The 13,880-nt window shown below is 40.7% G+C and carries 17 protein-coding genes; 6 read left to right on the top strand and 11 right to left on the bottom strand.

Features of this window, described 5'->3' with window-relative positions; genetic code table 11:
• Positions 1-96: 96 nt before the first annotated feature.
• The 5 genes from C6Y01_RS00245 to cdaS form a co-directional block, all read right to left on the bottom strand.
• Positions 97-2,013 (bottom strand): vWA domain-containing protein, encoded by a 1,917-nt coding sequence (locus C6Y01_RS00245; protein ID WP_034660927.1) that lies wholly within the window; start codon positions 2,011-2,013, stop codon positions 97-99.
• 11 nt (positions 2,014-2,024) lie between these two features.
• A complete protein-coding gene (locus C6Y01_RS00240; protein ID WP_003215912.1) occupies positions 2,025-2,903 on the bottom strand; it encodes an ATP-binding protein in 879 nt (292 codons plus the stop codon).
• A gap of 89 nt (positions 2,904-2,992) precedes the next feature.
• Positions 2,993-3,571 (bottom strand): superoxide dismutase family protein, encoded by a 579-nt coding sequence (locus C6Y01_RS00235; protein WP_034660928.1) that lies wholly within the window; start codon positions 3,569-3,571, stop codon positions 2,993-2,995.
• A 76-nt stretch (positions 3,572-3,647) separates the two neighbouring features.
• Positions 3,648-4,955 carry a C40 family peptidase gene (locus C6Y01_RS00230; protein WP_034660929.1) on the bottom strand — a complete coding sequence of 436 codons (1,308 nt, stop codon included), beginning with the start codon at positions 4,953-4,955 and terminating at the stop codon, positions 3,648-3,650.
• 404 nt (positions 4,956-5,359) lie between these two features.
• Entirely contained in the window at positions 5,360-5,986 is a 627-nt protein-coding gene (cdaS, locus tag C6Y01_RS00225) for a sporulation-specific diadenylate cyclase CdaS (RefSeq protein ID WP_106037673.1), read from the bottom strand.
• A 78-nt stretch (positions 5,987-6,064) separates the two neighbouring features.
• Between cdaS and C6Y01_RS19225 the strand changes: the two genes are divergently transcribed.
• Both C6Y01_RS19225 and C6Y01_RS00220 read left to right on the top strand, forming a co-directional pair.
• A complete protein-coding gene (locus C6Y01_RS19225; protein WP_262416988.1) occupies positions 6,065-6,190 on the top strand; it encodes a hypothetical protein in 126 nt (41 codons plus the stop codon).
• 58 nt (positions 6,191-6,248) lie between these two features.
• On the top strand, positions 6,249-7,610 hold the full coding sequence (locus C6Y01_RS00220) for an MATE family efflux transporter (RefSeq protein WP_106037672.1): 1,362 nt from the start codon (positions 6,249-6,251) through the stop codon (positions 7,608-7,610).
• Between the two features lie 47 nt (positions 7,611-7,657).
• Here C6Y01_RS00220 and bshB2 read toward each other — a convergent pair whose 3' ends face one another.
• The 4 genes from bshB2 to rarD all read right to left on the bottom strand — a co-directional run bounded on the left by bshB2 (position 7,658) and on the right by rarD (position 9,954).
• Positions 7,658-8,323 carry a bacillithiol biosynthesis deacetylase BshB2 gene (gene bshB2 / locus C6Y01_RS00215; protein ID WP_034660932.1) on the bottom strand — a complete coding sequence of 222 codons (666 nt, stop codon included), beginning with the start codon at positions 8,321-8,323 and terminating at the stop codon, positions 7,658-7,660.
• Between the two features lie 18 nt (positions 8,324-8,341).
• Positions 8,342-8,692 carry a YojF family protein gene (locus C6Y01_RS00210; RefSeq protein ID WP_034660934.1) on the bottom strand — a complete coding sequence of 117 codons (351 nt, stop codon included), beginning with the start codon at positions 8,690-8,692 and terminating at the stop codon, positions 8,342-8,344.
• On the bottom strand, positions 8,689-8,970 hold the full coding sequence (locus tag C6Y01_RS00205) for a hypothetical protein (RefSeq protein WP_034660935.1): 282 nt from the start codon (positions 8,968-8,970) through the stop codon (positions 8,689-8,691). Before C6Y01_RS00205 ends, C6Y01_RS00210 begins: the two co-directional genes overlap by 4 nt.
• Positions 8,971-9,048: 78 nt before the next feature.
• The gene (gene rarD, locus C6Y01_RS00200) at positions 9,049-9,954 is read right to left on the bottom strand and encodes an EamA family transporter RarD (protein WP_106037671.1); all 906 of its coding nucleotides are present in this window, start codon (positions 9,952-9,954) and stop codon (positions 9,049-9,051) included.
• Positions 9,955-10,049: 95 nt separating this feature from the next.
• Between rarD and C6Y01_RS00195 the strand changes: the two genes are divergently transcribed.
• Positions 10,050-10,523, top strand: a complete 474-nt coding sequence (locus tag C6Y01_RS00195) for an Hsp20/alpha crystallin family protein (protein WP_034660938.1) — start codon at positions 10,050-10,052, stop codon at positions 10,521-10,523.
• A 40-nt stretch (positions 10,524-10,563) separates the two neighbouring features.
• Here C6Y01_RS00195 and C6Y01_RS00190 read toward each other — a convergent pair whose 3' ends face one another.
• Complete coding sequence (locus C6Y01_RS00190; RefSeq protein ID WP_034660939.1) at positions 10,564-10,779, bottom strand: hypothetical protein; 216 nt, start codon at positions 10,777-10,779, stop codon at positions 10,564-10,566.
• A 75-nt stretch (positions 10,780-10,854) separates the two neighbouring features.
• Positions 10,855-11,187: a winged helix-turn-helix transcriptional regulator gene (locus C6Y01_RS00185; RefSeq protein ID WP_034660940.1), complete on the bottom strand. Its 333-nt coding sequence runs from the start codon at positions 11,185-11,187 to the stop codon at positions 10,855-10,857.
• 139 nt (positions 11,188-11,326) lie between these two features.
• On the opposite strand from C6Y01_RS00185, the gene C6Y01_RS00180 reads away from it, so the two are divergent.
• From C6Y01_RS00180 to C6Y01_RS00170, 3 genes are all read left to right on the top strand, one after another.
• On the top strand, positions 11,327-11,944 hold the full coding sequence (locus tag C6Y01_RS00180) for a nitroreductase family protein (protein ID WP_034660941.1): 618 nt from the start codon (positions 11,327-11,329) through the stop codon (positions 11,942-11,944).
• 236 nt (positions 11,945-12,180) lie between these two features.
• Positions 12,181-12,384 (top strand): DUF3311 domain-containing protein, encoded by a 204-nt coding sequence (locus C6Y01_RS00175; RefSeq protein WP_034660942.1) that lies wholly within the window; start codon positions 12,181-12,183, stop codon positions 12,382-12,384.
• Positions 12,384-13,877 (top strand): sodium:solute symporter family protein, encoded by a 1,494-nt coding sequence (locus C6Y01_RS00170; RefSeq protein WP_106037670.1) that lies wholly within the window; start codon positions 12,384-12,386, stop codon positions 13,875-13,877. The genes C6Y01_RS00175 and C6Y01_RS00170 overlap by 1 nt, the downstream gene beginning before the upstream one ends.
• Positions 13,878-13,880: the final 3 nt, after the last annotated feature.

Here is a 13,880-nt window from a genome sequence, read left to right as displayed (position 1 = left end):
TTTCTACATTCTTTGTTCAATTAAAGATAAAAAATTCACAGAAAAACAAAAAATTTAAATCATTCCGAAAAATATTTTGAAGAAAGGGGCAAAACCTTATGCCCCAATGCTTTTATGCAGTAATTTCTTCAGTAATGGATATAAGACATCCGGCAATGTATCGACATCTGGTACAAAAATGCTGAACTTGCCATACATATCTTGAATGGTTTTTATCTGTGCTTCTTCTATCGGCGAATTGGATAAAAACACATTGATCACCTCAATACCCTTTTTCCTCGCCTCAAGAACTGCTTCATGTGTATCGACGATCCCATTTTGTTCGTAGCTGAAGGCAGCTGGCTCTCCGTCTGAAAAGACAATGAGAAACTTTTGCTCTTCTCTTCGTTTTAAAATCATTTTTGTCATTTGACGAATCGCATAGCCATCCCGGTTATCCTCTTCTGGTTCAAGGGACATAATGGAAGGACCTGCATCAAATAAAGAATCTTTGAACGACACGACCGTGTTGAAATAGTTCGGCTGACTTGTTTCGGTTGCGTCGTTTGTATCTTCCCAAAATCCTACAATTTGATGTGGGACTTGAACGGATTTTAACGCTTCATGAAATAGAACAATTCCTTTTTTCGTCTCGTCCATCTTGTCAAACATGCTGGCAGAACAGTCTACTAATAAAGTGAAAACAGCATCAATCTCCGAAGAAGGTGCCTGTTTTTTATAGAAAAGACGCGGGTTAGAATCTGTAAAATACCGAATCAGCTTTTTACTGAGGCGTCCTGCATGAAGGTCCGTTTTTGGCCATGATTTTTTGTGTTCGAGCGTTTTTTGAATCATCTGTTTTAAGCGTTTCTGATAAGGCTCAATCTCCTTAGCGTGCTGCTTGTATACATCGATTTGTTCTGGCGCGGGAGGATCAGGTGAAATCATGACTGGAAACGCATATTTGTTCTCTTTTCCATTCTCATGAGCATCCGCCCCGCTTTCTTCCCCTTCAGCCTCTTCCAGCGCCTCAAGCTTTGAATAATCTTTTCGGTATGTTTGCTTGGCAGAGCCTTGGACAGTGCCGAGTGCTTGATCTCCGTCATCGCCTTCTCTTGCTGCATCCTTCCCGAGATCACTTTTACCGCCGTGCTCTAAATCAAATTGAAGGAAGCTTTTTGACGGCGCTTCTGTTTCTCGATGCCACACTTCCATATACTCCTGGTGGATATCTTCATCGCCCTCTTTTTCGCGGTCGACTTTGATGTCCTCACTTAATTTAGGTTTTCTTTTCAAGTCATGAAACAGCGGTTCTTTTGCCGCTTTTTCATAGTCCAATTCCGGGAAGAAAAAGTACGTATTCAGCATATCCTTATCAAGAAGCTCATCAAAGCCTTCCATTAATTCTTTGACAATGACTGCGATATCTCCGGTTGAACCCGCTTCATATACACGCTCAAGACTTGATTCAACAAACGGAATCATTGGGTTGATCCGCTCGTGAAGAGGCGGAATCTCTTCCAGCGGCGAATCAGCTGTCAGCTTCACATACATTGCACAATAGAGTGCATCCGTTAGAATGCTTCGCTCTTGGTTAATTGTTAATTGAGTCTTAAAGTGTCGCCGGTACAGCTCTCTTCTTCGTTTAAATACCTTTTTTGTTCCTGGGCGATCGCGTTTAATCCGCTCTTCAATCCGGATATCTTCAAACAGCATAAACAATTGTTTACATAGATCAGGAATGGAAATTGTATGGGCATAGCGAATAATTTCCTGAAAGACAGTCAGATCACTATAAACAGTTCCTACTGCACGGAGGAACACATCACTTTTTAGCCCGGCTGTCATGTCTTCTTGTTTACGATCATCCCAAAAATGGCTGATGAAAATTTTCTTTTCAAAAGGCTCATAGTAAGAATGCACTCCGTATTCAAGCTCGACATCATCACTTTTTGCTAACGTTTTAGCTAAATCCGTTAATTCCATAAATAAAAATGAATCGATTCTGCTGTCATTAAATTTGATGAATTTCAAAAGTCAGAACCTCACTCGAATAATGTTTGGGCAATATTTCTTACCGCTGCTTTTTCCCGGTCATCTTCTAGCTTTTCAACAATCCCTCGTTCAACTGCACGAAGCGGCGGGATGTATTGCGCAAGATCACATGTGTCTAGGAGTGCGCGGATGGATGCCGCTTCTTCACTTACCTGCCCGTTGTGCGCCTGTGTAATGAGGTCTGATGAGAGCTGCACGAATTGATCGATTAACCGTTCATCCTTTAATACAGATTGAGATTGCAGTACATCCTTTAGGATACCGCCGCCGATATATGGAACGTCAATCACAACAAAACGGTTTTTTAACGCTTCATTTAGAGGCACTGTGCCGACATAGCCTTCATTGATTGCCGCAATCACGCCAAAGCCTTCATCTGCTCGAACGACCTCGCCTGTAAATGGGTTTGTCATCATTTTTCTGTAGTCGAGTACACCGTTTAAAATAGGCAGTGTTTCCGGCTTCGCCATGTTGATTTCATCAATATATAAAAGATGGCCTTTTTTCATCGCTTTCGTTACGGGTCCTTCAATAAATTCAATAGAAGCAACTTGACCATCATTGTGAATGGTTTTATAGCCAATCAAGCTTTCTGCATCAAGATCAACCGAGCAGTTCACACTATGCATCGGCTGCTGAAAGAAAGCAGATAAAGTTTCTGCTAGTTTTGTTTTACCTGAGCCGGTCGGCCCTTTTAAAAGAACATTTTTGCCGAGTGCTAGTGCAATCATCGCATCTTGTATGATAGACGTATCCTGTGATTCATAGCCGCCTGTTCCAATAAGCGGACGGAATTCTTCTTCTAGTCCTTTTGCTTTTGCTTCAATCATTGCTTGAATTTCTTCTGGGAGTGATTGTTCGTTAAACATATATGATTAATTCCTCTCTTCGATCATTTTCCTCACCAAGTATACTAAAAAAACCTTTATGCACTCAATACATAAAGGCTAGACATCTGTTATTTTACCATTTCTTTTGTAATCGCTCCGCAAGCGATGCGTTTCCCTGAGTTTCCAGAAGGGTTGCTTAAGTAATCATCTGCTTCTGCATGAATGATAAAGCTCCGTCCATTTTGATCGATTAATTGGTTTGGACCTCCCTTTAACGTCACATCTGGTACATTCACGACAACATCAATTTGTCCATCTGCCCCAACTTCTAAATTAGGCATATCTCCAGCGTGGTGGCCTTTTGGGTTATCAAATCCATGCTCCCGGTGTGTTGGATTAAAGTGAGCCCCTGCCGTTTCAAAATCTGGCGCTTCACATATTCCTGTTTCGTGAATATGGAAGCCATGAGGACCAGGCGGCAGATCTTTCGCTTTCACATGTAAATCCAGCCCATTTTCCGAGGAATCTCTTACTTCGATGCTGCCTATTTTTTGCCCGTTTTCATTGATGAGTGTCGTGGTAACTGGTGCTTGTTTAGGTGCTGCAACCTCGCTGATTTCTTCTGTCGTTTCTTTTTTCGGCGGTGCATGACATGCTGTTGCGACAAAGACCAGACACATCATGATCACCCACACTGACTTTTTCATATGACTGCCCCCTTTTGATATCAGTATGGACAATCTGAACAATAGGCAAACAAAAAAAGCCGAAAATCGGCTTTTTTTAGAAGAAACGTTTTGCACCTAAATAGGCTTTTTTCCAATATGGGTTGCTTAAGTTCGATATCCCAACTCCGCTGTCACTTGCATGAAGGAAATCTCCTCCGCCAAGGTATAGTCCCATATGAGATGGACCCGCTTTGTATGTTGTGAAATAAACAAAATCGCCAACCTGTGGTGTGCTCACAGGTTTCATCATACTCCAGTAGCCTGCTGTGCTTAATCTGGATACAGAGGAAACTTTATTAATGAGGTAATAAACAAAGCCGCTACAGTCAAAACCAGATGGTGTATTGCCGCCCCATCTGTAAGGAATGCCTGTCAGCTTTTTCCCTTCTTGGATCATCGTCGTGATTTTTGCATTCATCGGCACATCATTTTTGTTATTATTGACCGGAGTTGTCGAACCGTTAGACGTAGAACCATTCGACCCAGTTGAGCCTGAAGCTGCACCATTAATTTTTAGAACTTGTCCAATTCTAAGCACATCGCTTTTTAAGCTGTTTGCTGTGCGGATGGATTGAACCTGCACTTTAAATTGATTCGCAATTTTCCATAAGGAATCGCCTGATTTTACAGTATAAGATGTCGCTTTCCCGCTTGAAGGCGGGTTGCTTGGTTTAGCAGGTGCTTTCGGCTGACTTGGTTTTGATGCAGCCGTCCCTTTTACTTTCAATACTTGATTCGGATAAATCATATCAGATTTTATCCCATTCAATGTTTTGATTTCACCAATCGACATATTGAGCGAATTCGCAATTTTCCAGAGAGAATCCCCTAATTTAACCTTGTATGTACTTGATGAGGATGAACTATTTGAGTTCGTTGTCTTATTGTTTGAGCTGGAATTTGAAGAGGAGTTTGATGACTGGCCCCCGCTTGTCTTCGTACTTCCAGATACCTTTAGCTTTTGTCCAGGACGAATTAAGTCACTGTTTAAGCTGTTTAGACTTTTTAAGCTTGCGACTGACATTTTATGATTTTTTGCAATGAGCCATAAAGAATCTCCAAGCTTTACAGTGTAGCTTGATGTCGTTGAAGCATTTGATTTCGTTGCTTTTGATCCAGTTGACGAGCTGGATTTTTTGTTTTTTGCGCCAGGAATTTTCAAGCTTTGTCCTGCAAAAATCATGGTCGTTTTTAGTTGATTAAGAGATTGAAGTTCCGAAATACTTGTATTGTACTGTTCGGCAATCTTCCAAAGTGAGTCACCGCTTTTCACTTTGATCGTCTGTGCTTCTGCCGGTGCAGCAAACACAGCTGAGCCAGCGATCGCTGAAACTGTGAGGCCGGTTACTACTTTTTTCTTCATAGATGAATCTCCGCCTTTCATATTTCATTCAATAAGACTTATGTACTAGTTTTGAGTTTAGCATTTAATGGTTCTGCTTCTCTTGCACTATTTTATCTTTATTTCTATTATATTACTCGACATGTAGACGTTGGGCAATAACAAATAGGCTAAAGCAGCCAACTCAAAATGCTAAAACAAAGCCATATCGTTTCTATCGGCAGTTTGCTGTATTTATAAACATTTTTTAAGGAATTTTTAAGTTGACGTTTAGAAATTTGTCAAAACAAGCACGGTGCTAGTTTCATAGTTCTATTCTACATGACAAATTTTTCTGTATCAAATGACTTTTTACTCAATTGGCTGTTTTTTCTCCTCAAATGAAAAAAAGCATCCTTCCGAATGAAGAATGCAGCGATTCATTTTTATTTCCTTATTTCAGGTTCTTTTACAGTGAGCGGATAAAGGACTCCTTCTTTCGCAAACGACATTTTCCCCGTTTCTTCTGATACGACGAGAACAAGTGCATCGGTCATACCGGAGAGTCCGATCGCAGCCCTGTGTCTTGTCCCGAGAGAAGGACTAACTTTTTTTGAAGTAAGCGGGAGCACATTTGCAGCAGATACGAGTGTATTCTCTTTGACTAAAAGAGCACCATCATGAAGTGGATTTCCTGGGTAGAAAATGCTTTCTATTAATGAAGCACTAATTTTCGCATGAAGATTTGTCCCTTTTTGAATAAAATTCTCAACCTCATCACGCCTTTGAATCACAATAAGTGCCCCGTGTTTTTGTTTTGATAAGTTCTCAATGGCTAACGAAAATTGAGCAAATCCAGGTGTGAATTCTTCCATATACGATTGCAAATAAAACGAGGAAGCCTCTGCGTGCATTTCATTAAACTCATCATGTAATGACTCGAGATCACAAAGTAGACATTGCTCGATCTCATCAAGGGAATCAATAATGTCACTTGCATCCTTCATGATTTTCATCAAGTGTGTTCTCATGTCCACTTTAAATAGCGCTTCTTCATTCGTACGATTGATCATTTGACCTTTTCCCTCCTCCTTTTTGTTGTCATAAAATAACAAATTATGCGCATTCTATTGATATGGAGGTGACTTAATATGACCATTCAGAAAGTGATTCAATATGCTTGCAGCATTTTAGGTGTTGTCAGTCTTTCCTTTATTTATGCCCAAATGTTTAAAAAAACGAAGCCATCTAAGAAAAATAATCCGACGGGGAATTGATTTTTTTACATAGCATGATATAATCCTCTCGTTATTTCTGTTCAGAGAGGAACTTATGATGAGAGAAACAAATAGCATTCGAGCTAAGGTGACACTATTTTTAACCATTTTGATTCCGATTTTAATCACTCAAGCGGGTCTTTCGCTGATTACGTTTTTAGACACCGTAATGTCTGGAAAAGTGAGTGCAGAAGACCTTGCGGGTGTTGCGATCGGTTCTAGTATTTGGACACCCGTTTATACAGGACTTGCTGGTATATTAATGGCCGTTACGCCGATTGTCGCTCAGCTGATGGGCGCTGGGCATAAAAAAGATGTTCCCAAGGCTGTCTTTCAGTCGATTTATTTATCCTTTCTTTTAAGTATCGGTGTGATTGCGATTGGTACAATCAGCATCCCTTACGTATTAGGTGGACTTGGACTTGAGCAATCCGTAGAGGATATTGCGCGGCATTTTCTCAGTTTTCTTGCTTTTGGTATCATCCCGCTGTTTGGTTATTCGGTACTCAGGTCATTTATTGATGCATTAGGGAAAACACGTGTGACGATGTTCATCACGTTAACAGCACTTCCTATTAACTTTGCTTTAAACTATGTATTTATTTTTGGGAATTTTGGCTTTCCAAAGCTTGGCGGTGCGGGAGCTGGCCTTGCATCTGCGATGACGTATTGGGCCATTTTCATCATGAGTATTTGTATTGTCATGAAAGCAGAACCATTTGCCTCATTTCGTTTGTTTCAAAAACTGCCTCGAATCAATATCTCCCGTATGGGGCAAATACTGAAAATCGGTCTTCCTATTGGGTTTGCGATCTTTTTTGAAACGAGTATCTTTGCAGCTGTCACGCTGTTAATGGGTCACTTTGATACTGTGACGATTGCAAGTCACCAGGCTGCGATGAACTTTGCTTCTATCTTATATATTTTACCGCTCAGTATCTCAATGGCTTTAACAATTGTCGTTGGGTTTGAATCCGGTGCCAAGCGGTATAAAGACGCGCAAAACTACAGCTATATCGGAATTGGAACGGCGGTATTATTCTCATTGTGTACGGCGGCACTCATTTTGTTATTTAGACCAGAGATTGCTGGTTTATACACAGCTGAATCGGCTGTTTTACAGTTGACACAGCACTTTTTGATTTATGCGATCTTTTTCCAGCTGTCAGATGCAATTGCTGCACCCATTCAAGGGGCTCTGCGCGGCTATAAAGATGTGAACTATACTCTCATTGCCGCATTTGTTTCTTACTGGGTGATCGGTCTTCCTTCCGGCTATTTGATTGGCACCTATACCTCATTTGGGGCATTTGGCTATTGGATTGGTCTCATTGCAGGACTTGCCGCTGGTGCCGTCGTCCTCTTTATCCGCCTCAGATTGATTGAAAAACGCTTGCTTCAGCAAGCGCTCAATCACTAAATACGACACAAAAAAAAGCAGCTGATCGATGTCAGCTGCTTTTTTATTTAGTCATTCCATTGGTACGTCCAGAAAATTTCTTCATCGAACCATTTTTGGACGACAGGTTCTTTGTTTTTCAGCTTCTGTTCAAGCTCTCTCAGCATGCCTTCTGTTTGCGTTCTATGCGCTCTCAGTGCATTTAATTTGATATCTGCAACATCTGTAATGTCGATCATAATATCTGCATTTCCCAGCACTTCTTCTCTATTTCTTGTAATGGCCATGCAGTATGTGACAGGACGGTCTTCTTTTTTCTTACGGTAAAGAGCGCGAATAACCGCTTCTCCTGTCGCATCATGATCAGGGTGTACACCGTGTCCTGGATAAAACGTGACAATCAGTGTAGGTTTGACTTCATCAATGATGTTTTCCATCACATCAGCTAAATACTCGTCGTCTTCAAATTCCAATGTTTTATCACGAAGTCCAAGCATACGTAAGTCTGTGATATCCATTTCTTTGCAGGCATTGATTAATTCCTGTTTTCTTAATTCAGGAAGTGTTTCGCGATTGGCATATGTTGGGCTGCCCATATTTCTGCCCATTTCCCCAAGTGTCCCGCATGCATACGTGACTGGGATTCCGCGTTTTCTGCTTTGTGCAATGAGACCTGCAACCCCAAAGGATTCATCATCTGGGTGAGGCAACATCACTAGTACATGTTCGTTCATGACTCGTCACCCTTTCTTCTACACCTGAAATGGTGTTTCACTAATTTGTAATGAGATCGCTAGTTTTCCGTCTGGCAAGTGCCCTGCTAACAGCAGGCGGCCATGGTCATCAAACACATAATCCGTTAATCCTTCTGCGTAAATCCAGCCATCTTCTGTTTTCATTCCAACACGGTACGGACCTTGTCCTTTTATTTTCGCCTGTGAATAGACGACTTTCGCATTTCGGATATAAGCCACGACCGTCATATTTTGTTCATTTACATGAGCTGAATAAGAACCAGTTGTCGTTTCAAGATGAACGAAAACTGGACGATTTAAAAACGATTCAAGATGTGTTGTGACATCTTCCGTTTGAATTGGTTTCATGAGTGGTTCCTTCCTTCATTTTGAATTAATTCTCGCAGCTTTTTTGTATGTAAGCTGATCAGCTGCAGCTGATGATCATGCTCAAGCTCACTTTCTAATATTCTCTCTACAGCGAGCACATATTTTTGATGGAATGATTTTCTCGCCCGCGGATGAGTGCGCGCATCGCTTAAATCATCACATATCGCCTCGAGTAAAGAAGACATATCATCGACATCAAGCTGACGATTTTTCCATAAAGATTGATAAGCGGCTGCAAGCTCATTGGCAGATGACATGTAATCACCTCTACAGTTTTGGTAACAACTTATTATGACATGATCCGCATTCAAAAAAAAGCAAACTGCTTGTTCCACTTAATGAGAATTCGCTGTTTTTTTCATGCGTAATTGAGAGGTAGTAAATAATAAAATCGCCACCCAGATACAAAGAAACGTCACGATTTTAGCTGAAGATAAATGCTCGTGATACACAAATAACCCCAAAAACAGCGTAATCGTCGGTGCAATGTATTGTAAAATGCCCACTTGATAAAGAGGAATTCTTTTTGCGCCTTCAGAGAATAAAAGAAGTGGCACCGCTGTAAAAACCCCTGCAAAGAATAAGAGACCAAGCGATCCGAAGCTGTTAGGATTCATTGTCACCACAGGTTCTTTTAAGAAGAACAATAAGTACACAAGGGCCGCCGGGGCTAAAAGCAGCGTTTCAATTGTCAATCCAATTGCACTCGTGAAGCTCATTCTTTTTTTAATCAATCCATAAAAACCGAAGCTAAAGGCAAGTAATATCGCAACGACAGGAAATGAACCGTACTGAATCGTGGAAAGAATCACCCCAGTGGCGGCAATTAGTATCGCAATGGTTTGTAATTTATTGAGCCGCTCTTTCAAGAAAATGATGCCTAGTAAAACAGAGACAAGCGGATTAATATAATACCCTAAACTAGCTTCTAGCATGAGATGGTGATTGACTGCCCAAATGTACACATACCAGTTACCCGAAATTAAAATAGCAGATAAAAGTAGTGAAAAAAGTGCTTTACCATCCAGCATGAGCCCCTTCACTGTCTGCATCGCAGGCCGGACTTGTTTTAAATACAGTAGAATACCGCACATAAAAACAAATGACCATAAAATTCTGTGCGCTAAAATTTCGCCTGACGAAATATGCTCCATCAGTTTCCAATATAAAGGGAATAGTCCCCATAATGTAAAAGATGCTGCCGTATAGAGAACACCTTTTGATTGTTGCTGATCGTTCAATCTAACCATTCCTTTCTAAACCTATCGTATATTATAGCACGCACTCAGGTGAATGGGCATATACTAATTCAGGGCATTTAGAAAGGATGATTTGCATGTTTGACTGGAACCGATTATTCCCTTTTCAAAAGCAATTTTCAAAAGAAGCCTTAAAGAATTCAGACCCTAAAGACGTTGAGCAGTATGTCAATCAAGTGATGGAAAGTGTATTCGGCTCCAATTATCCTGCTCAGTTCCCTTTTCAGGATCCACTCTCTCAACATCAAAAAACGAGAGAAACAGACGTCAAAAAAGAAAAAGAACCCGAAGTGGAAGTGTTCGAAACCACTGATCACGTGTTCGTTAAAATTGAGCTTGCTCGGCCGAACACAGAAAAAGTAAAAATCAAACATACAGCCAACCTGCTGTTTATTGATCATTTTCCTGAGGAAGGCACGCAGAAGAAAGTTGTCCTTCCTGCTGCTGTAAAAAGAAAAGGAACGAAGGCTTCGTATCAGGATGGTATTTTGGAGATTATGTTTTTAAAGCATGATGATCCGGGGATCTCTGAAATCGATATTCCATTATAAAAAGCCTGCTTTCATATAGAAGCAGGCTTACTCTTTTTTCTTAATAGTATGGTGGATATCCGCCGCCATAAGGTGGTGGAGCAGGCGGTGGTGGCGGGTAATATGGACGGGGATAATTAAAAATCGCACTTCCTAAAAATCCGCCAAGCAGTCCGCCGACTAAAGGAGCGCCAAAACCAAAAAACAAAGGGACTCTGGATTCATATGGCGGTATGCCAGGGGCGCCGCCTCGGAAATACGGAGTATGAGGGTACATGCATTTCTCCTCCTTTGTCATGTGCCTAACATCAGCATATTCATCAGGAGTCAAAACGTTTGGGCAAACCTGAAACTAGGCTTGCTCCTTTTTTTCATGAGATTCTGTATACTCCCCTGCCCACCTAGATACCTCATGAAACACATTATTTAGCGCATTTCCTTTTTCAGTTAAACAATAAATGACTTTAACAGGCGTCTCAGGCAGAACAGTTCGCTCTATAATCCTTTCTTGCTCAAGTTCTTTTAAACGCTCTGCGAGCATTTTTTGACTGATAGATGGGATAATGTCCGTCATGTCTTTAAAGCGCTTTGGACCATCAAGCAATACATGAATAATGAGACCATTCCACCTTTTGCCTAGCAGTAAAAAAGCTTGCTGAATGTGTGGACATAATTGAAATTCCATAAATTTCAGCCTTTCTTTTCATGATTGTTTGACAAACTAACGGTATACAATTTAAAATAGCTCTAGTTACAATAAGTAAGTTTCTCACTTTTTTAGTTATTGTACCATACTATTTGCAAAAACGGGAGGAAATATCCATATGGCGACTGATCAAAAAACAATTGACATTTTAAAACAAAGAGCTTCAGTAAAAGAGTATGATACAACTCATGAAATGACAAAAGAAGAGTTAACAGAGCTTCTTGATATCACAACTAAAGCACCATCTGCGTGGAACCTTCAGCATTGGCATTTCACTGTTTTCCATAGTGCTGAATCTAAAGCGAAGTTACTTCCAATCGCTTACAACCAAAAGCAAATCTCACAAGCATCAGCTGTTATTGCTGTACTAGGTGATCTTGAAGCCAATCAAAATGGTGAAAAAATCTACAGTGAGCTGGCAGAACAAGGCTTCATTACTGAAGACATCAAAGAAACATTGATGACTCAAATCAATGGCGCATACCAAAGCGAGCAGTATGCACGTGAAGCTGCGTATTCAAATGCTTCATTAGCTGCTATGCAATTAATGATTGCTGCAAAAGCAATGGGCTATGATACATGCGCAATGGGTGGTTTCAGTAAAGACGCCTTCATCAAAGAATTCAATGTAAGCGGCCGTTATGAGCCAGTCATGTTGATTTCAGTTGGTAAAGCAGCGAAAGAAGCTCATAAAAGCAATCGTTTCGACATCGAACAAGTATCTGATTTCCTTTAAAATTGGCAAGGCCTCAGCTTTCATGCTGAGGCTTTTTTTATTTGGTTTAAATATTATTCCTACATACTTTCTTTTCACTTTACCCCTTTTCACCTTCACCCTTTCTCCTTTTTAAGAATGAAAGCGTTATATTAGTATGATATTCGCCAAAATGATTGTTTTTTCTGAAAATGGTCTTGTGATCTAATCTGACAACTGCTATTATTATGAAATTACAAAAAATTCAGGAGGGAATCATGAATAAAAAATTGATACTGGCACTACTTATAGCGATTCCATTCATCGGACAGCTCGCACTGCTGCCCTTTGCAAATCGTATTCATCCATTTGTGATAGGGCTTCCTTTTTTCCACTTCTGGCTCTTACTATGGATTGTTCTCACACCAATCTGCACATTCATCATTTACCGGATGCAACATTCAAATGGAGGAACTGACTAATGCAAGGAAATTTAACAGCTTTATTGATTACTGCAAGTATTATTTTCATCGTCGTGGTCATCGGATTTGCCGCTGGCCGGGATAAATCATCGAGACAGTCAGTAGAGGAATGGTCTGTCGGCGGGAGAAAATTTGGCGGTCTGCTCGTCTGGTTCCTCGTAGGCGCAGATTTATATACCGCTTATACCTTTTTAGGGCTCACTAGTACAGCCTATACAGCTGGAAGTGTCGCTTTTTTCGCTATCCCCTATTCAGTTCTAGCGTATTTTATTGCTTATTTCTTCTTACCAAAGCTATGGACGGTTGCGAAAAATCACAACCTCACAACGCTCGCTGATTATGCACGTGAGCGGTTTGACAGCAAGCTGTTATCCAGTTTGATTGCGATTATTGGAGTACTTATGCTGATTCCTTATATTTGTCTTCAGCTGAGCGGGATTCAAGATACGTTAACTGTCGCTGGTACTAGTTATATTAATGTGAATGCAGTTGTTATTATTTCATTTATTTTAGTCGCACTTTATACATTTTTCAGTGGTATTAAAGGTCCTACATATACAGCCATTATTAAGGATATTCTCGTTTGGGTCATCATGCTGTTTATGGTGGTTTCACTGCCAATCATTCATTTTAACGGCTGGACCCCGATGGTGAATACGTTAGCTAAGGAAGCGCCACAGCTTCTGACGATCCCTGACGGCGGTCCTAAAGGCATTTTATGGTTCATTACCGCTTCAGGCGTTTCTGCCCTTGCTTTGTTTATGTGGGCGCATGCGGCAACAGGGGTTTTTACAGCCAAAAGTGCAGATGCCATCCGTAAAAACAGTATGTTTTTGCCTCTTTATAACATCGTATTGATTTTGGTCATCTTCCTTGGATTTATTGCCTTTTTAGTCTTACCTGAAGATACAAATCCAAGATTTGCTCTTCTTCATTTAATTCAAACGTCATATGGTGGTGTGATGCAGGGCCTCGCTTATTCAACAATTGCACTGGCTTCCCTCATTCCATGCTCGATCATGGCCATTGGCGCATCGAATTTATTTGCCAATAATTTATACCGTGACTTAATTCATCCGAATGTATCACCAAAAAGATTGACCATCATTACACGTTCAATGGTGTTTATCGTCATCGGACTGGCCCTTTTATTCGGGATGCTCTTCCCAACAGCACTTGTAACGCTTCAGCTCATTGGCGTTTCAGGAATGGTTCAAATTTTCCCAGCCATTGCGATCAGCTTGTTCTGGAAAAAACAATCGAGAGAAGCAACGATTGCGGGGTTAGTTGTTGGCATCATCGTCACCTTTACAGCCAATATCTCACAAGTCACGTTCGGTCTTTATGAAGGTTTTCTCGGTTTACTAGCAAACGTTGTGGTCATCTTGATCTTGAATCCATTCTTCCAAAAGCATGTCACAGACAATTCTGTCATAAATGATCTTTTTGAAAAAGATAACGAAAAAACAGAAGCGACTGTAAACAACGCGTAAACA

The sequence above is a fragment of the Bacillus sp. NMCC46 genome, assembly GCF_002998465.1.
Lineage (GTDB): Bacteria > Bacillota > Bacilli > Bacillales > Bacillaceae > Bacillus.
Note: the sequence above shows the minus strand (reverse complement) of the source record. Positions and strands in the feature narration are given on the sequence as shown.